The following is an 18,717-nucleotide window of genomic DNA, read 5'->3' as shown; positions in this document are numbered from 1 at the left end:
ATTCCTAAAACATATACGGATCCCCAAATAAACTTCAACTGCTATTCTACAAAAACAATAATTACACAAAATAAGATTTCTAAAGAAAATTTAGCTAATATTCTACTCTTTTATCGTGCAACAAAACGCTATATTCTAAAAATTAAGATACAACACACAATTTTTAACATGAACCAAATCAATATAGATAGCAAGAAAAATTACAAAATAACAAGTATTGTTTTAGTACAACCTTCAAAAGCATACACAGCAATATCTTTAGAATAATAGAGAAGACGCTTTTACTTGTTACATTCTTTAATAACCACGCCTCTCACGCAAAACAGAATGCCATTGTGTTATTCATTCATGCGCTTATTAAAAAATTCTTAATGCGCTCGAACTCTTTTCAATAGTCCTCTATAATAATCTAAGATTTATCGTACACGCCCCCCTTTACTTTATAAAGTTACAAGTTGATATCATCATTCTATTTTCTCGCTCCCAATATTGCAATAGCTCATATTACATTGAGCCTATTCATAAAAAGCATTTTGTGACTTTAAATCTGTTCGATGAAATCATCCCCCTTGCGCATCACAAGCAGAATTGCATGTGAATATGTCTTATGAACCATCGCATGGCAAAAGCTGCCGCAACATTAAACGAGCCCAAAAATGAAGACGATAACTTATATCTTTATGACGTAAAATGGTGATGCATAAGAGGTTTTACGTTACACTTTTCACAAGTAACACTGTGAAATAAGCTCAAACATATTAAAAGATATCTCTCAAACACCTTATGACGCTCAATAAATTTTGTGCACTGATCCATTTAAATTTCTTCGCCAATCCCTTATAAGAAAAATACTCTAAAAAACTATATTCCTTCGAAAAAATTATAGTAAGTAGATTTGGTAAAATTTCCTCATAATGGATGGTATATAAAAAGCATTTCATACCCTAAAAAACACAAAAAATAGAAAGCTACTAATAAACAGAGGAAAATAGAATATTTTATAATGTACGCTAATAGTGCTATTTATCTCAACATATATAAAATTGTTTTTTTAGATAAATTGATAAAGCTTTATAAAAATTTTTTCCCAATTTTATAGAGAAACAAAGATTACGATAATAACCGGATAAAACGCTGAACAGTATCATGCATTCCATACTCTAATGCATCAGCAATAAGCCCATGGCCAATAGAAACCTCATCAAGCCAAGGAATACTTTTGACCAGAGCAGGAAGGTTCATAAGTGTCAGATCATGCCCAGCATTCATACCTAACTGCAACTCTTTAGCTCTTCTTGCTGCTAAAACAAGTTTATTGAGCTCTTGATCTTGTTTTGTTTTATCCTGAAATTCACCACCATAAGGTCCCGTGTAAAATTCCACACGATCAGCACCCATTGCTTTAGCAATATCAAGACCATCGACAGCAGGATTAGCAAAAAGGGATACACGAATCTTTCTTTTTTTTAAATTCTGAATAATAGGTGCTAAAAATTCTGCATCATGAGCAAAATTCCACCCATGATCAGACGTTGACTGATCTGGATCATCAGGAACAAGGGTAATCTGGTCCGCATAATTTTCAGCGATATCCAAAAATTGATCACTTGGATAACCTTCAATATTAAACTCAGCCGTAGGAAAATTGTTCTTTATTAAACAGTATATATCTGACAAATCCGCAAAACGAATATGCCTTTCATCAGGGCGTGGATGAACCGTCAAACCTGCTGCTCCAGCAGCAAGCGCTATATGCCCAATATTTGTTATACTTGGCCACGGAAGATTACGTCGATTACGCAAAACAGCAACAGCATTAAGATTAACCGAAAGTTTTACCGCCATGCCCATTTCCATTTTTTTATAGTGTGTAACAAGATAGAAAAAAGGCATTTTCTATCTGAAACTGGGATGATACACACATTTTCTCTATCGAACAATCGTTAAATGCTCTGCTGCGCGGGTAATTCCCGTATAAAGCCAGCGTGCATACATATCACGAAATGCAAAACTTTCATCAAACAAAACGACGTTATTCCATTGAGAACCTTGCGCCTTATGAACCGTTAATGCATACCCATAATCAAAATCATCATATCGCTTTTTTAATTGCCATGAAATTTCTTGATCAGGGTTTTCAAACGCTGCTTTTAAAAGTTTAATCTTTGCTACCCCACGCTCACTTTCTTCTGGTTTCACAAGAAGATTAATACTTGGTTTAACGGTCTCCTTCTGTGAAGTCATCACCTTCCATAAAGAGCCATTCAACAAACCTTTAATGGGATCATTTCGCAAACACACCAGCTTATCTCCCGCTTGCGGATAATCTGCTGTAAATCCCTTTAACACACGCAAACGCTGATTATAAAGGTGGCGTGTACGATTAACCCCTACCAAGACCTGATCAGCATCCAAAACCAATTGTTGATTGACCTCTTTACGTGTAACAACGCGCGCTTCTCCATAGTCACCATAAGCAATATCGCGTCCTTCGCGCACGTCCATAGCAAGACGTATAATCGGATTATCTCGCGCTTGCCGATGAATTTCTGAAAGAAGAAAATCTGGTTCTCCATTAGAAAAAAAGCCTCCACCAGATATAGGAGGCAATTGACCTGGATCACCAAGAACAAGAATTGGCGTTCGAAAACTCATTAAATCACGCGCCAATTTTTCATCGACCATCGAGCACTCATCAACAATAATGAGTTTAGCTTGTGCAGCAGCACTTCTTCGATTTAACGTAAATGTTGGAGCAATAGACTTTTTTCCTGTTATTTCATCGGAAACTTCCTCTTCTCCACGTGGACAATAAATTAGCGAATGAATAGTACAAGCATTGCTTGCACCTTTAGAACGTAAAACCTGCGCCGCCTTCCCTGTAAAAGCAGCAAACTGAACAGAACCATCAACTGTTTCTGCAAAATAGCGCGCAAGCGTCGTCTTACCCGTTCCCGCATAGCCAAAAAGGCGAAAAAGAGGAGAACGCCCTTCCTTCAACCACGCGGCAACAGCCTTCAATGCATTATCCTGTTCCCGTGAAAACTGCATAGCTTACCAACATAAGATTTGCATAAAAAAAGCAGTATTTTGAAAAAAACCGACTATCAAAAAAAACTTTTTTATTAAGAATTGCTGATACACGCCCATCTAACAACTTTCGTAGCACAATTATCAATTATTTACCCATTACTTTTTCAAGATAGTGTAACAATCTAAATTTTATCTATACATCGATCTTCTTGGTAATACCTTATACTTATCGAATAAAATATCATTTTTTACAACAGTAACACCAACAATGGAATATGCATATCTTAAAGTTAAAATAACACCTAGTATACGCTTTTTATAACCAAAATTTAGAATGAGAAAAAGAGTATTGCCTTTGCAAAACCCTAGCTAGAAAAATGTCCTTAACAGGATAAAAATAATATAATTTTATGAATACTATTTTACACAAAAAATCAGCTTTCTTGCACATAAAAATAAAGTATATCTACTATTCTGAAATAATAATTAAATATATTAAAAACATTTTGGCAGAAATAAAAATAGCTCTCAACAAAACTACTTAATCCTATGATGATACACCTCTAAAGTTCCTATCTCCCTCTTATCATGATTTTAATAAATTTACTCTTCATGCTACAAATAAATTATATCTCAACGAATAAAGAGAGACATCACGCTTATATGAAGCACGCTTTATCTCGCACAAATATGGAGCTTTTTCTGTTTCAACAATAAAACATGGTTCGTAAGTATGGCCTTCTTGGTAGTCTATTATAGAAAACTGGGACATGGTTTCAGTCCAACGTAGCACTTCAGGTTCGTCCTCTAGAATATGAGAAAAGCGCAATTCTTCATCTATTGAGTCAAACTTTTTTGTCGCAATGTTTTAAAGTTTATAAAAACTAACTGATTAATGCTATTCTTATTGCTAGAAATAACAATGAAATCAAGGGGGATAATTTGTTAATAGGCTTGGCGTTATGCCAAGATATCAGCGGTAATATTGCTTTTTGTTTGTTTTAGAAATGAAATAATGAACTCAAATATTGATGAATGAAACAGGAGGTTTAAATTGAAAATATTAATTCCAGACGACTATCAAAAAGCCACCCTAACATTACAGTCTATTACAAAATTAATGAAATCACATGAAGTGCTGGTTATAAATAATTTAGCTAAAGAATGTGATTTAGAAGATAAGCTCAAAGAGATAGATATTCTGATCTTAATCAGAGAGCGAACTACAGTTGATAGAAATCTTCTCCTAAAACTGCCAAATTTAAAATTGATCTGCCAAACAGGCCCTATAGGTTCACATATTGATATAGAAGCTTGTAGAGACTTGGGAATTGAAATATTAGAGGTAGTGGAGATCCAACTTCTGCTGCTGAATTTGCGTGGCTCTTAATTATGTCTGCGCGTAGAAAACTCTGTAAATCTGTATCTGATATAAAAAAAGGACGATGGCAAACAACATTTGGCAACCAAATGAAAGGAGCTACTCTTGGAATATTCGGGTTTGGGCGTATTGGTAAAATGGTTGCTCAATATGCTCAAGCTTTTGGCATGTCCATTTTGGTTTATGGGAGCGAGCGTTCAACGCAAGAAGCAAAAAATTTAGGTTATCATTTTACGCATTCAAAAGAAGAATTTTTTACACGTCCTGACGTTATATCCGTCCATTTACGTTTAAGCGATAAAACCAGAGAAATCATAAAATTAGATGATCTATTGAGCATGAAAACTCATGCTATTTTTGTCAACACAGCGCGTTCAGCTTTGGTTGAAAAAGGGGCGATAGAAAAAATACTAAGTTTGGAAAATTCAACTTACTTTGCACTGGATGTTTATGACAGCGAACCAGTATATGAGAGCAAATTATTGCAATCAGATAGAGTTCTTTGCACACCGCATCTGGGCTATGTGACTGAAGAAAGCTTTGAGAATTATTTTGAAAAAGCTTGCCAAAATATAGCTTCTTTTATGAAGAGCACTTAATGCCGGCTGAGCCAATGTTTGTAAAATTTATCTTATATCGCTAGCGTATCAAGTTTGCATTACACATAATAGCGTATTTCCTTAAATTAAGCATATTCCTTAATTTTCATATTCATACCAATCGTATTGACAGATTTTTTATGTAATCAGCATAAAATACCTAATTTATTGTTCCAAGCATTATTAAAAAAGGCTACTTCATTGGAATACACTTTAATTGGAGGGGGACTGAGTGAGCAATAATAAAATTATAGAAAAAATTATTATAGATGGATTATATCGCTTGTTGCCACGATCGCTCAAGCATCAGCCTGCTTCTTTGTTCAAAGGATTGGTCCTTTAGCTGAATTTTTTAAGAATGATTTTTCGCTTAGTGACTCTCAGATAGGTTTGCTGTCTTCAGCAGCGCAGTTCCTACCTATTATTGGGTTAATTGTAGCAAGCTAATTACTAGACAAGTTTAACAAGCGCTATATTGTTGGAGTTGGCGCGGTCGGCGTTTCTTTCGCTCTTTTGTTGGGAGCAATTGCAGATAACTCTATTTCCCTTTTGGTCTGTTTACTAATTGTAGAGGGATTTTATAGTTCTGCTCAACCTGGTGGCGCTAAATCCGTTTCGTCATGGTTTCCACAATCGCAGCGCGGATTTGCAATGAGAATAAAGCAGGCGAAGCTACCATTAAGTGTGGGGGGTATTAGCTGGGATAGTTCTTCCTGCGAGTGCGCTTATCTATGGCATACAAGGTGCGTTTTTGGTCGGTGCCATCGTTTCTTTTTTAGGGGGGATGTATATTTATTATTTTTTATCACTCACCAACAAAAGTTGTAGCTATCGCTCCAGAAAGCAAAGCAAAAGTTTCGTTCTATGCAAATGTAAAGTCTCATCTTGCGATGTTAACTGCACCACATATGAAGAATATTATTTTTTCAGGCGTTTCACTTGTGATCGTTCAATATGTTTTAACCATTTTTATAACGATTTATTTTTATAGAATCTATCACCTGTCTTTAGATAAAAGTGCTTATTTGTTTTTTGTTTCACAGGCTTCTGGTGCCTTAGGAGGAATTATTTTAGCAGCGTGGAGTGATCATTGTAGAAAAGGACGATTTTTTCCTGTCTTGTTTTGCATGATTGCAGTCGTTTTTGGATTTTTAATATTAATTTTGGGCATAAGTGGATCCATAATTTATTTAACTATTTTATCTGCTTGGTTAGGTTTTTTTGGATTAGGATGGTATGGCCCTTGGGTCGCCTATATTGTATACTCTTCACCGAAAGAAAGCGTTGGCTTTTCTCTGGGTTTAGCAATGTCTGTAAATCAAATCGCAATTATTACTGCTCCACCATTATTTGGATTAATCCAAGATTTTACAGACACTTATTTACTAACATGGCTGATTTTAATTATTGTTTTTTCACTTTTCTTAATAAGAAAGTAGGGAAAAATAATTGGGGAGGAAATTATAATGATCAATGAAAATACTTTTGAGTTGAGCTAAAAAATAGCATTTTCGCTGCTACCCCATAGAATATTGGCAATTCTGATGAATCAAAAGGTATCTATTACCCCTAAACCATATTTAATCTTTGAAAATCTTCCAATTGATAGACAAATTAATACGTCACCTAATCCTTATAATTTAGATGCGTCTTGTAAAAGTGGCTATATTAGCGAAAATTTAATTATGATGTTTTCTTTATTGATTGGAGAGCCTTATGCAATTAAGTTTGAAGGCGAACATATAGTCAATAACCTAGTTCCTTTAGAGGATAATAAAAAAGATTATACAGGATTAGGATCTGAAGTTGAGTTAGATTTTCATATAGAAAATGCTGCACTAAAATTTATAACGGGTTTAAATTTATCTCCTAAAGGGATCCTTTTATCTGGTGTTCGCAATGATGTTGATGGTCCGTTAACGAGAATATCTGATGCACGTCTCGCTCTAAAACTTTTAAGTGAGGAGGATTTGAGGAACTTAAGGGATAATTTATATATAATTAATGTTCCCTATAGATGGAGAAGAAATGGAGTAACCTCTACAAGTAAAGTGCCCCTCGTTCAAGGGGACGGTGAATTCCCAGATATCAGCGCTGTTTTTTATCCGGGCATGTTAGAGCCACAGTCAAAAAAAGCCAAGGAAGCTTCAGATCATTTTAAGGCTGTATCTTTTGGAATTGATGTACAACAGGGAAGATTATTATACATTGATAATAGAATGGCTCTACACTCTAGAGATAAATTTTTTGGATCATTTGATAGTTATGAAAATCCAATGCGATAGATTCAAAGAGTGTTTGGTCTGCAGATTTATGGAATCATAGATATGTAGAACAAATAAAAGAAAGAGTATTTAATTTTCAATGTTAATGTCCTGATAATGATATAATGGTGAGTATTATTCTGGTTTATATATATTGACGATACATCTCATATGTATAGATTTCTCCCGCATAATCAGGTGAGGTTACTAGCTAATTATAAGCTATGGTGGCCAATTGATTTTCTATGGCTGCATTCGCTTTTTGTTATTTTCGCCATTCCTTTCAAGCCTCTAGGGGGATTTTCCTATCAAGCCCTTGAAAGAGCTATTTGGAGTAGTTTCATAATGCAAAACCAAAACATAGTGACAAACTTTTCTATTGTTTTCACAAGTATGACGGTTTGCATGGTTGCACCCTTCAAGCATGGTGGCTTTTTTTCTTGCACGATGAAATCTTTCATATATGAGACAACATAATTAATTTATAACAGATAATTCAATGTATTATCTAAAAAATGCAACGATATAGCTATTAATGTGAACATATGAATTTAAAAAAAACAAACATCGCGTACAAATAAATTCAAACATAATTTGGCACACGACTTATAACATTTTTTAGATAAACAAATAATAATACACCCCATGTCTTTAAACACAGAATGAAAATAATAAAATGAGTTCTAAGAATAATAGAAACTCTCCACAAAGAAGAGACAGAGATGAAGCCTCCAAAGACTTCATCATCACCATCCTTCACCATTTTGTTAACATATTCATTTTATACAAGAATCTTTCCCTCGGAAGAAATAGCATTTGCAATAGCTTCTTCGCTTGCTTCATCGGGTAATAACATCTCATTATGGGCACATCCCGATGGGATCATAGGAAAACAGTTTTCTAAATGATAAACACGACAATCAAAAAGAACAGGCTTATCACAATCAATCATCTGCTGAATTTTATCATCAAGTTCATCGGGTTTTGAACAATGAATCCCTACCGCTCCATAAGCTTGTGCCAATTTCACAAAGTCAGGCATAGATTCCGTATAAGAATGAGAAAGACGATTACCATGCAGCAATTGCTGCCACTGGCGGACCATTCCCATATACTGATTATTTAAAATGAAAATTTTCACCGGTGTGTCATGCTGAATAGCTGTTGCAAGCTCTTGAATATTCATCTGAATGGAGGCATCACCAGAAATACATACAACAAGCGCATTAGGATGCGCTATTTGAACACCTATAGCAGCAGGTAAACCATACCCCATCGTTCCAAGACCACCAGAAGTCATCCAGTGTTTTGGTTCATCAAAATGATAATACTGCGCTGCCCACATCTGATGCTGCCCGACATCCGTTGTAATATAAGCATTCGCATCTTTGGTAAGAGCATAAAGTCGTTCAAGAGCATATTGCGGCATAATGACATCTTTTTTCTCCGCATATGCCAATGAATTACGAGCTTTCCAACGGTTAATTTGCGTCCACCACGCCTCACGGACTTCACTGTTAAACGCTGGTTGTTGTATCTTTAAGAGTTGCGTCATATCTCCTAAAACACAAGCCACATCACCAATAATTGGAACTTCTGCTTTTACAATTTTATTGATAGAAGAAGGGTCAATATCAATATGAATAATACGCGCATGAGGTGCAAATGCATCAAGGCGCCCTGTGATACGATCATCAAATCGTGCTCCAACAGCTAACATAACATCACAATCATGCATGGCCATATTAGCCTCATAGGTTCCATGCATTCCAAGCATTCCAAGCCAATTTTTACCGGAAGCAGGATAAGCACCAAGTCCCATTAATGTTGAAGTAATCGGAAAATCCCCCAATTGAACCAAATTACGTAAAAGCTGTATAGCTTTCATCCCTGATGAAATAACACCACCACCAGAATAAATAATAGGGCGTTTTGCCTCAACTAAAAGAGAAACGGCAGATTCAATAGCCTTAGTATTCCCTTTCAACGATGGAAAAGAATGTAAAGACTCCTGAACTTGAGGTGCTCTATAAAATCCTGAAGCAAATTGAACATCCTTAGGAATATCAATCAAAACCGGCCCAGGACGACCTGATTGAGCAAGAGAAAAAGCTTCATGAATAATAGCTGCAAGATCATTGACATTTTTAACCAGCCAATTATGCTTCGTACAAGGCTTTGTAATTCCAACTGTATCTGCCTCTTGAAAAGCATTTGTTCCAATCACCGTTGTTGACACCTGCCCAGAAAAACAAATAAGAGGTATCGAATCCATAAGAGCATCTTGCAAAGGTGTAACAGCATTCGTTGCCCCTGGACCAGAAGTCACAAGCATAACCCCTACCTTCCCTGTGCTACGTGCATAGCCTTCAGCCGCATGCCCTGCAGCTTGTTCATGACGCACCAAAATATGCTGGAGTGTATCTTGGTGATAAAGAACATCAAAAATAGGCAAAACAGCCCCACCAGGATAACCAAAAATATGTTCAACGCCTTGATCTATAAGAGCTTGAACCACTATTTCAGCGCCCGACATTATTTTTCCATCTGCACTCTCTTGCTTTCTTGGATCATTTCTCATTTTTCCCACTCACCTACTTTATAGGACAATAAAAAAAGCCCCTAACGGAGCCCATAAAAAAAGCCCCCAAAGGAGCCTATTACACAACACATACTGTATGATTACCCCCATTATTCCAACGTATAAAATATATAAAAAATTCCTTGTAGAAAGATTTTTAATTCCATTGATACCATTCGTCAATAAAAAATTATATTTTCTAAAAAATTTCTTTTTCACGAATTATCTTTTATCTTTCGATAAGTTTTTTTGCAAAGCTATAACTCTTTTATCAAAAAGTAAGCATCCATTCTTCATCAAATTGATTACGAAACCATGTCATTTGTCTTTTTGCATATCTCCTCGTTTGTATTTTTACCGCTTCAAGAGCATTCTCAAAGCTTCTATATCCATCCAAATAAGCCATAAATTCAGGTACACCAATAGCCTTCATTGCTGGTAATGAAGGGGAAAGTTTAAGTTTTTTCATAGCCACCACTTCTTCTAAAGCTCCTCTTTCAATCATAGAATCCAAGCGTTTATGAATACGTTCATAAAGCAGAGGACGTGGTGGCATGAGAAGAATTTTTTCGGTCAAATTCGGCGCAATGATAGGTGTTGTTTTTTGTTTCTGCCACCAACTGAGCGTCTTACCGGTTGCATCATAAACTTCCAAAGCACGGACAATACGCTGTCTATCGTGCGAAGAAATTTTTTCAGCAACATCAGCATCAATCTGTAACAACTGGCCATAAAGACTTTCAGGTCCTTCTTGATCAAGCAGCAGACGCCATTTCTGCCGCACAACATCTGGAACATGAGGAATTTCCGCAATCCCTTCCAAAAGAGCACGAAAATAAAGTCCTGTTCCGCCAACAAAAATAACTGATCTCAAAGAAAAAGTAGCCAATAGCTTCTCAACATCACACAACCATTGCCCTACTGAGTAATTCAACGTAGGACTCACATGACCATAAAGATAATGGGGAACAATCGCAGTATCAGCCTCTCTCGGCCGTGCTGTTAAAATATTTAAAACATCATAAACCTGCATTGAATCAGTATTAATAATGAGAGCATTTTTTTCTTTAGCCATTTGCAAGGCAAGTTCTGACTTCCCACTTGCCGTTGGCCCCGCTATTAATGTAACTGTTCTCTGTGTCATGAATAGCAATTTCTCCCAATCAATAACTTATTGCAACATGCAGCCCCCCCCAAAGCCACTGTATTTTCTCTCCATGATCATAGAGTAAATACTTCAAACAAAAATACGAACACAAATTCTCTTTAATACAAAGAAAATCCTATGAAACTTATAAAAAAGAAAAAATGGACTTAATAACAACACCAAAGGAATTTCCAAGCATTTTTTGCTATCATAATTCAATAACAAACCACAGCTATAATAATTCTGTCCGTTAATGCCATTAAAAACATACTCTTTGTCATCATTTATGAAAATAATACTGAGTTTAATCTATACAATCAAATAGCTTTATTTTTTCCTATAAAAATAGCATGCTACGCCGGTTTATAATCAGAGCCTTATAAAGCATCATATCAATACTATTTACTTGCGCATCACAAGCAGAGATAAAAATGGACTTAAGAAAGGTGTACCAATATCTCTTATGCAGCATTTCAAAGTCTAGGCTGTTACAATATTGATAACTGAAAAATACTATGATGGCACCAATTTATACTTTATATCCAGCATAAAGATATAATGATTTCCTATAGATTTTATATTGCACAGCCCATGCTCTCTATCGTGAAATGAGCTTGAGAAACATTGAACATCACATGCCTGACTTGCAAAAGACCCCATATACTAAAGCTGCTAAAAAACAAAAAATAATTTTTCAAACATCAATCCATTAAAATCGTTACGAACCGTAACTCTCCATCTGGACGCGCAACAATAAAGAGAGCATTTTTTCGTCCAGCTTCACGTAATTTATGAATACGTCTCTTAGCCTCATCAATTGTTGTGATAGAACTCTGATTGATATCAACTATCACTTCACCAACGCGAATACGCTTCTTATCCGCTGCACTATTTTGTGCAACAGCTGTCACCACTAGTCCTCGAAGTTTATCTGAAATTGAATAACGATGACGCAAATCCTCTGTCAGTTCAGATAACGTCATGCCCATAAATTGCATTGTCACGTTTTTCGACAGATCTTGATTTTTTTTATCATCAACTTCTTCTGTATCTTCATTTGGATCTGTTTCAATCAAACGTCCAAGCTTAACTTTTACTGTTTCTTCTTGCCCATTGCGTAAAACAGTAACGTCCACCACTTTTCCTTCTGAACTTTCTGCAACTAAACGCGGCAAATCACGTGCATGCTTAATTTTGGAATTACCAAAGGAAAGAATAATATCTCCAGTTTGTAACTGGCTATTATCTACATTATTTTCTTTCGTCTGTTCTATTTTACCAGCCACCAATGCTCCCACAGCATTGTCCAATTTTAAACTTTTTGCAATATCCTCTGTTACCGGCTGAATACGAATAGCCAACCAACCACGCCTTATTTCTCCAAAATCACGCAATTGATTAATAACAGAAAGAGCCATATCCGATGGAATAGCAAATCCAATACCGATAGATCCTCCCGAAGGTGAAACAATTGCTGTATTAATGCCAATGACTTCACCATTTCTATCAAATAACGGACCACCAGAATTGCCACGATTAATTGCTGCATCTGTTTGAATAAAATTATCATAGGGACCAGCATTAAGATCACGGTTACGTGCAGAAATAATGCCAACTGTTACACTTCCACCAAAACCATAAGGATTTCCAATAGCCATAACCCAATCACCAATACGTGCCTTTTCTGAATCACCAAAACGCACAGCTTTTAATTTTTTACTTCCTGCATCGACTTGAAGCAACGCCAAATCAGTTTTGCTATCCTTTCCAAGAAGCTTTGCCTTTAGTTTTGTACCATCCGTAAAATTAACTTCAATATCATCAGCATCAACGATAACATGATAATTTGTAACAATAATCCCTTTTTGCGCATCAATCACAAAACCAGACCCTAAAGAACGCACCTTTTGAAATTGACTATCTTTTTGACCATCTTTAGGTGTAAAGAAATCACTAAAATATTCCTCCAACAATGAATCTTTTGGGATAATGGGTACCGCAGTATTTTCATCCTGTTCTGTTCCTTCAACAGTCTGCGCCGTGGAAATATTCACAACTGTTTCCAAAAGCTCAGAAGCTAAATCAGGAATAGAAAGCAATGCCTTGCTTGTCTCGGCCCCCCAAGACAAACTCACTGATCCAGATAGAAACAAAGTCACACAAAAAACAACTCTTGTGATAAAAAACTTTAAAAACGTATTTTTACTCATGACACTTCTATCCATGACATGCCTTTAATCAAAGATGCAAAGAGCCCTACTAAATTTATCTACGTAAAACCAGCACGGCTCGATACTCTCTACCACTTTTACCATAAAAGAAAATGGTCACAGATCATTCTTTTCATGCAAAATCTCGTATCTGCAATCCATTATTTTATCTATTCTCTCCCGATTTTGGATCAGTTTTACTGAGGCCCGTATTCATTGTCGGTAAGAATGCTTTATTTGCCTGCGGCGGATTACGAAAATAGAAAAAGAAATCCTCATTTGGAGAAATCACCATCGGTGTTTTCTCTAAATTCTTGTATTGTTCCATCGCCAACCAAAAATCGTAAAAAGACGGATTAGCCTCCCTCGCATTCAATAAAAGACGAATACTTTCAGCTTGACCTTCACCACGGGTAATTTCAGCATCACGCTTCGCAGCTGCTACAATTTCTTCATATTCACGATTAGCTTCTGCCACAATACGATCTCGCTCCTGCTGACCACGAGCTCGGATATTTTCCGCAGCAGCTTCACGTTCAGCTGCCATTTGCCGATAGACATCTTCTGAAACAGCATCAGTCAAATCGGTTTTACGAATACGCACATCAACAATGGTAATACCCAACGAACCTGCATCTACAGAAAATTGCTTCTGTACTTCAGCCATCATCGCGCCTCGTTCATCCGATAAAGCTGCTTTAAATTCTCGCTTACCATAAACAGCACGCAAAGCGTCAATAAACCGTGGTGCAAGGTTTTCACGTGCCGCAATTTGTGGACGCCCAGAAGCAATGCGCTGTAAAAACAACTTAGGATCTGTAATACGGTAAATAAAGAACGCATCCACCTCATAATACGCACCACCACGAACCTGTACAGATTGTGTAGGAACATCGTAACGCAATAACCGATTATCAACAATGATCATCTTATCGATAAAGGGCGCCTTGAAATAGATTCCAGGATTAGATTCTACCTGAACAATTTGTCCAAAACGCTTAATTGCTACTTGTTGACGAGGATAGACGATAAAAACGGACATCCACAAAATCATCAAAACAAACACTATAGCACTAAAAACAAACAAAAAGCGAGATTGCTGCATAATTAATCTCCTCCAGCAATACGAGAATCTAAGAGTAACGCAGGACGCGCTGATGTTGCCTTTACTTTTTCTGATGACTTGCTACGCAACAATTCATTCAAAGGTAAATAAGGCACCGCTGGAGAATTTGCCTGATCAAGAACCAGCTTATTTGGTGAAGAAAGAATCCGCCCCATCGTCTCCATATAGAGACGGTAGCGCGCAGCTTCTGGTGAAATCGCAGCCTCTCGAGCTATTGCCTGAAAACGTTCAGCACGCCCTGTTGCCTCTTCAACCATTTGTGCCTTTTCACCTTTTGCGATTTCCCGTGTGCGTGAAGCTTCACCATTTGCTAAACCAATTTTCGTAAAACGCACACGATTCCCCTCTTCAATCATTCTTCCACGTTCCTGCTCCGCCTGCTGAACAGAATTAAACGCAGCAGCAACCTTTGTTGGAGGAGCAGCTTCACTGATAGACACACGGCTTATTTCGACACCAAGTTGATATTTATCCACAGTCAACTGGATAATCTTTCTAACGTCATTAGCAACTTCTTCTTTCTTGTCACGTAACACATCATCAACCGGCCGCGAACCAATGACCTCACGCATTGCACTCTCAGCAACTTGGCGGACAGTTCCCTCTTGATCATTCACATTGAATAAAAACTGACTAGGATATGAAATCCGATAGTAAACAGAAAAATTAACATTAACGATATTCTGATCACTCGAAAGCATTAAACCATCACTTTGTTGCGCTTGACCAGGCTTTCCACCAATCGCGATTGTTTTTTCCGTTAAAGGTACTTTCATATAGGTCTCAATTGGCCAAAAATGAAAATGCAAGCCATCACCAATAATGCCTTCTTTAGGGATGCCAAAGCGCAACTCTACCGCTTGTTCATTTTGCTGAACAATATAAATTGACTGGTATAACCAAAAAAACGCAATAAGCAGAAGGAACAAAACAGAAAGACTACTTCTCCCAAATTGTTTAAACTGATCCTGCCCTTTGCGCAAAATATCATTAAGATTAGGACCATTTTCGCTACCATGATTGCCACCAGAACCAAAGATATTCTTAGCTGGTGTTTTTTTTTCACCACTGTTTTTATCGCCACTCCACGGGCCACCACCATTTTGATTTGTCCAGGGCATTATCACCTCTTTAACTGATTACCACTACTCGAACACCAACCATTTGCTTGATCTTATAGGGTGCCTATTACCTCATTATAATACAACTGATAACCCCTTCCACTTCATATTACAAAAATTATTTCCGCTCATAAACAACAAAACGTGTCGGATGACTATCTTTATCCCCTTTTGGAATATCTTGTGTTTGCACAATAATCCACTTTTCTTTATCAAAAACAGGAAAAAAACTATCACCTTCTATAGAGGCTAAAACTTCTGTAAGGAATATTTTATCAGCCATAGGCAATCCTTGTTGAAAAATTTCCCCTCCCCCAATAATAAAAATTTCCTTTACATTATTTTGAGAAGCAACGCTTGTTGCAAGAGAGCAAGCTTGCGATAAAGAGTGAGCAACAACAGCCCCTTCAGCGTTGAAGGTACAATCACGCGTAATGACGATATTTGTACGCCCTGGTAAAGGGCGCCCAAGAGAATCCCAAGTTTTTCTTCCCATAATAATGGGCTTACCCAATGTCAAAGCTTTAAAGCGTTGCAAATCCGTTGATAAATGCCAAGGCATGGCACCTTCACGACCGATAACACCATTTTCTGCAACCGCAGCAATGAAACAAATGGAAATCATCATATTGCTACCGGCGCCTTAATATGGGATTGTGCTTCATAATTAAGCAATTCAAAATCCTCAAATTGAAAAGAAAAAAGATCTGTTACCGCTGGATTTATGCGCATACATGGCAAAGCATTTGGTCTACGAGACAATTGATATTTTGCCTGTTCAAAATGATTAGAATAAAGATGAGCATCCCCCAGAGTATGAATAAAGTCGCCTACTTTAAGACCGCTTACTTGCGCAATCATCATCGTTAACAGTGCGTAGGATGCAATATTAAATGGAACACCTAAGAAAATATCCGCCGAACGCTGATAAAGCTGACAGGACAATTTTCCCTCCGCAATGTAAAATTGAAAAAGACAATGGCACGGAGGTAAAGCCATTTCTTCTATTAATGCAGGATTCCAAGCAGATACAATCAAGCGACGAGAATCTGGCATTTCCTTAATCATTGTTAAAAGATTACTAATTTGATCAATATGGCGCCCATCAGGAGCAGGCCAAGAACGCCACTGATAACCATAAACAGGACCAAGATCTCCTTTTTCATCAGCCCACTCGTCCCAAATTGATACACCATGCTCTTTCAACCATGCAATATTTGTATCACCTTTAAGAAACCACAAAAGCTCGTAAATAATTGAACGTAAATGTAGTTTTTTTGTTGTCAACAATGGAAATCCTGCTTGTAAATCAAAGCGCATCTGATACCCAAAGATAGATCGCGTTCCAACGCCCGTCCGATCTGTACGATCAATACCCTGATTTAAAACGTGGGATAAAAGAGCCAGATATAATTTCATGAGGGTTATTATGTCCGATTCTCCTCATTATAGAAAATAAAAACTGTAAAATTCGTACAAACATAATTCAAATCTTTATCCGAAAACATCTTACACAAGAAATTATCGTGATCTGACTAAAATTTTTATGCAAAAGATAAAATACTATAGACAGCTTCTGAAGAAAAGAACATAGAGTGATAATGAACAAAAATGGTGAACGTGAAATGAAGGGATTGACTATGGAAAAACAAGAATCTTTAGCATCACATGATACGCAAAAACGTATCTGGGCTATTGTATCCAGTGCATCAGGTAATCTAGTAGAATGGTATGATTTTTATGTTTATTCTTTTACATCCATTTACTTTGCATCACAATTTTTTCCCTCAGATGGCGATGTCGTTGCACAACTTTTAAAGGCCGCTGGTGTCTTTGCTATTGGTTTTCTTATGCGCCCAATCGGCGGATGGCTCTTTGGCTTCATTGCTGACCGCTATGGACGTAAACGCTCAATGCTTATTTCTGTTGGTATGATGTGTGGTGGTTCTTTCTTAATCGCCATACTTCCTACTTATGAAACTATTGGAATGGCAGCAGCAATTCTTTTACTTTTACTCCGAATGCTTCAAGGACTTTCTGTCGGGGGTGAATATGGTACGACAGCCACTTATATGAGTGAAGTGGCACTCAAAAACCGCCGTGGATTTTTTAGCTCTTTTCAATATACCACACTGATTGGTGGACAACTTCTAGCCAGCCTGGTTATATTCATTCTAGCACTTTATCTCACAGAGGATCAACTAAAAGCATGGGGATGGCGTATTCCATTTGCCATTGGGGGCCTAGGAGCAGTTGTTGCAATTTACCTCCGTCGTACACTTCATGAAACAACCACAGAAGAAAATCGTTCTAAAAAGCAAGCTGGTAGTCTTTTAGAGCTTCTACGCAATCACAGGAAAGCTTTTTTTCTAGTTGTTGGCTTTACAGCTGGGGGATCGCTCACATTTTATACCTATACAACTTATATGCAAAAATATCTGATCACAACCACCGGCTTTGATAAACATACTGCAACAACAATCATGACTGCTGCGCTCTTTGTTTTCATGTTACTTCAACCTGCATTTGGTTTTATGGCTGATAAAATTGGAACAAGAACTTCACTGCTTATTTGGAGTGTTTTATCTATTATCTTTACGATTCCTGGACTTCATGTAATTGGTAACACTAATGAAACATGGATTGCTCTATCAGTCATTATTGGAATGCTATGCATTATGAGCTTTTATACATCCATCTCTGGTATTGTAAAGTCAGAAATGTTTCCCGCTTCAGTGCGAGCAACAGGTGTTGGATTCTCTTATGCTATTGCCAATGCAGTGTTTGGCGGCTCTGCTGAATACGTAGCGCTTGAATTAAAAGACCTTGGATACGAATCTGTCTTCTATTTTTATATAACCGGCATGATGATTATTGCATTCATTGCGGTTCTCTTGATGCCCGATGCGCGCAAAAAAGGATATTTACAAGGAGACGATATTCATTAACTTTTGATGTTAACAAAAAAGCCCAGTATTCTGGGCTTTTTGTAATTCTTTCCCATAGAAGCTTAAAGCGCACGATTTTTTATCTCTTCAAACACCTAAAGAAGAAATTTTCTCTCCTGCATATACTGCTTATAAAAATAAACAGCTGCATATTATTATGAATAAATGCTTCTTTTGCTGAAGATAAAAAATTTTTGATTTATTTTAATCCCCCCCATTCCCACTCAAAATCGAAGAAAAGTGATTATCTTTCAAGAAATTTTATCAATAATAAAGATTCCACTCATGATTTTGTTTAATACGTTCT

15 protein-coding genes are annotated in these 18,717 nt (G+C 36.9%); 6 read left to right on the top strand and 9 right to left on the bottom strand.

The window, feature by feature from the left end:
• Positions 1-1,110: 1,110 nt before the first annotated feature.
• Both ACFIM8_RS05805 and ACFIM8_RS05800 read right to left on the bottom strand, forming a co-directional pair.
• A complete protein-coding gene (locus tag ACFIM8_RS05805; RefSeq protein WP_375606997.1) occupies positions 1,111-1,845 on the bottom strand; it encodes a pyridoxine 5'-phosphate synthase in 735 nt (244 codons plus the stop codon).
• A gap of 84 nt (positions 1,846-1,929) precedes the next feature.
• Positions 1,930-3,051 (bottom strand): ATP-dependent RecD-like DNA helicase, encoded by a 1,122-nt coding sequence (locus ACFIM8_RS05800; protein ID WP_375614621.1) that lies wholly within the window; start codon positions 3,049-3,051, stop codon positions 1,930-1,932.
• Positions 3,052-4,087: 1,036 nt separating this feature from the next.
• On the opposite strand from ACFIM8_RS05800, the gene ACFIM8_RS05795 reads away from it, so the two are divergent.
• The 5 genes from ACFIM8_RS05795 (at position 4,088) to ACFIM8_RS05775 (ending at position 7,298) form a co-directional block, all read left to right on the top strand.
• The gene (locus ACFIM8_RS05795; RefSeq protein WP_375614620.1) at positions 4,088-4,423 is read left to right on the top strand and encodes a hypothetical protein; all 336 of its coding nucleotides are present in this window, start codon (positions 4,088-4,090) and stop codon (positions 4,421-4,423) included.
• A gap of 2 nt (positions 4,424-4,425) precedes the next feature.
• A complete protein-coding gene (locus ACFIM8_RS05790) occupies positions 4,426-5,013 on the top strand; it encodes an NAD(P)-dependent oxidoreductase (protein ID WP_375614619.1) in 588 nt (195 codons plus the stop codon).
• Between the two features lie 474 nt (positions 5,014-5,487).
• Positions 5,488-5,841: a hypothetical protein gene (locus tag ACFIM8_RS05785; RefSeq protein ID WP_375608276.1), complete on the top strand. Its 354-nt coding sequence runs from the start codon at positions 5,488-5,490 to the stop codon at positions 5,839-5,841.
• Positions 5,802-6,452: an MFS transporter gene (locus tag ACFIM8_RS05780; protein WP_375614623.1), complete on the top strand. Its 651-nt coding sequence runs from the start codon at positions 5,802-5,804 to the stop codon at positions 6,450-6,452. The genes ACFIM8_RS05785 and ACFIM8_RS05780 overlap by 40 nt, the downstream gene beginning before the upstream one ends.
• A gap of 105 nt (positions 6,453-6,557) precedes the next feature.
• A complete protein-coding gene (locus ACFIM8_RS05775; RefSeq protein ID WP_375614618.1) occupies positions 6,558-7,298 on the top strand; it encodes a TauD/TfdA family dioxygenase in 741 nt (246 codons plus the stop codon).
• A 760-nt stretch (positions 7,299-8,058) separates the two neighbouring features.
• Here ACFIM8_RS05775 and ACFIM8_RS05770 read toward each other — a convergent pair.
• From ACFIM8_RS05770 to ACFIM8_RS05740, 7 genes are all read right to left on the bottom strand, one after another.
• Complete coding sequence (locus ACFIM8_RS05770) at positions 8,059-9,858, bottom strand: acetolactate synthase 3 large subunit (RefSeq protein WP_375608255.1); 1,800 nt, start codon at positions 9,856-9,858, stop codon at positions 8,059-8,061.
• A gap of 271 nt (positions 9,859-10,129) precedes the next feature.
• Positions 10,130-11,002, bottom strand: a complete 873-nt coding sequence (miaA, locus tag ACFIM8_RS05765; RefSeq protein WP_375608254.1) for a tRNA (adenosine(37)-N6)-dimethylallyltransferase MiaA — start codon at positions 11,000-11,002, stop codon at positions 10,130-10,132.
• Between the two features lie 704 nt (positions 11,003-11,706).
• Complete coding sequence (locus ACFIM8_RS05760) at positions 11,707-13,230, bottom strand: Do family serine endopeptidase (protein ID WP_375606991.1); 1,524 nt, start codon at positions 13,228-13,230, stop codon at positions 11,707-11,709.
• A 151-nt stretch (positions 13,231-13,381) separates the two neighbouring features.
• Positions 13,382-14,320, bottom strand: a complete 939-nt coding sequence (gene hflC / locus ACFIM8_RS05755; protein ID WP_375606990.1) for a protease modulator HflC — start codon at positions 14,318-14,320, stop codon at positions 13,382-13,384.
• Between the two features lie 2 nt (positions 14,321-14,322).
• Complete coding sequence (gene hflK / locus ACFIM8_RS05750) at positions 14,323-15,462, bottom strand: FtsH protease activity modulator HflK (protein ID WP_375606989.1); 1,140 nt, start codon at positions 15,460-15,462, stop codon at positions 14,323-14,325.
• A 118-nt stretch (positions 15,463-15,580) separates the two neighbouring features.
• On the bottom strand, positions 15,581-16,090 hold the full coding sequence (locus tag ACFIM8_RS05745; RefSeq protein ID WP_375614617.1) for a dihydrofolate reductase: 510 nt from the start codon (positions 16,088-16,090) through the stop codon (positions 15,581-15,583).
• Positions 16,087-16,881, bottom strand: coding sequence for a thymidylate synthase (locus ACFIM8_RS05740; protein ID WP_375606987.1), 795 nt, complete (start codon positions 16,879-16,881; stop codon positions 16,087-16,089). Before ACFIM8_RS05740 ends, ACFIM8_RS05745 begins: the two co-directional genes overlap by 4 nt.
• A gap of 221 nt (positions 16,882-17,102) precedes the next feature.
• On the opposite strand from ACFIM8_RS05740, the gene ACFIM8_RS05735 reads away from it, so the two are divergent.
• Entirely contained in the window at positions 17,103-18,410 is a 1,308-nt protein-coding gene (locus ACFIM8_RS05735; protein ID WP_375607008.1) for an MFS family transporter, read from the top strand.
• The last annotated feature ends 307 nt before the right edge of the window (positions 18,411-18,717 follow it).

It is taken from the genome of Bartonella sp. AC535YNZD (assembly GCF_042196625.1).
Lineage (GTDB): Bacteria > Pseudomonadota > Alphaproteobacteria > Rhizobiales > Rhizobiaceae > Bartonella.
The sequence above is the reverse complement of the archived record's forward strand: the minus strand, read 5'-3'. Positions and strand labels throughout refer to the sequence as shown.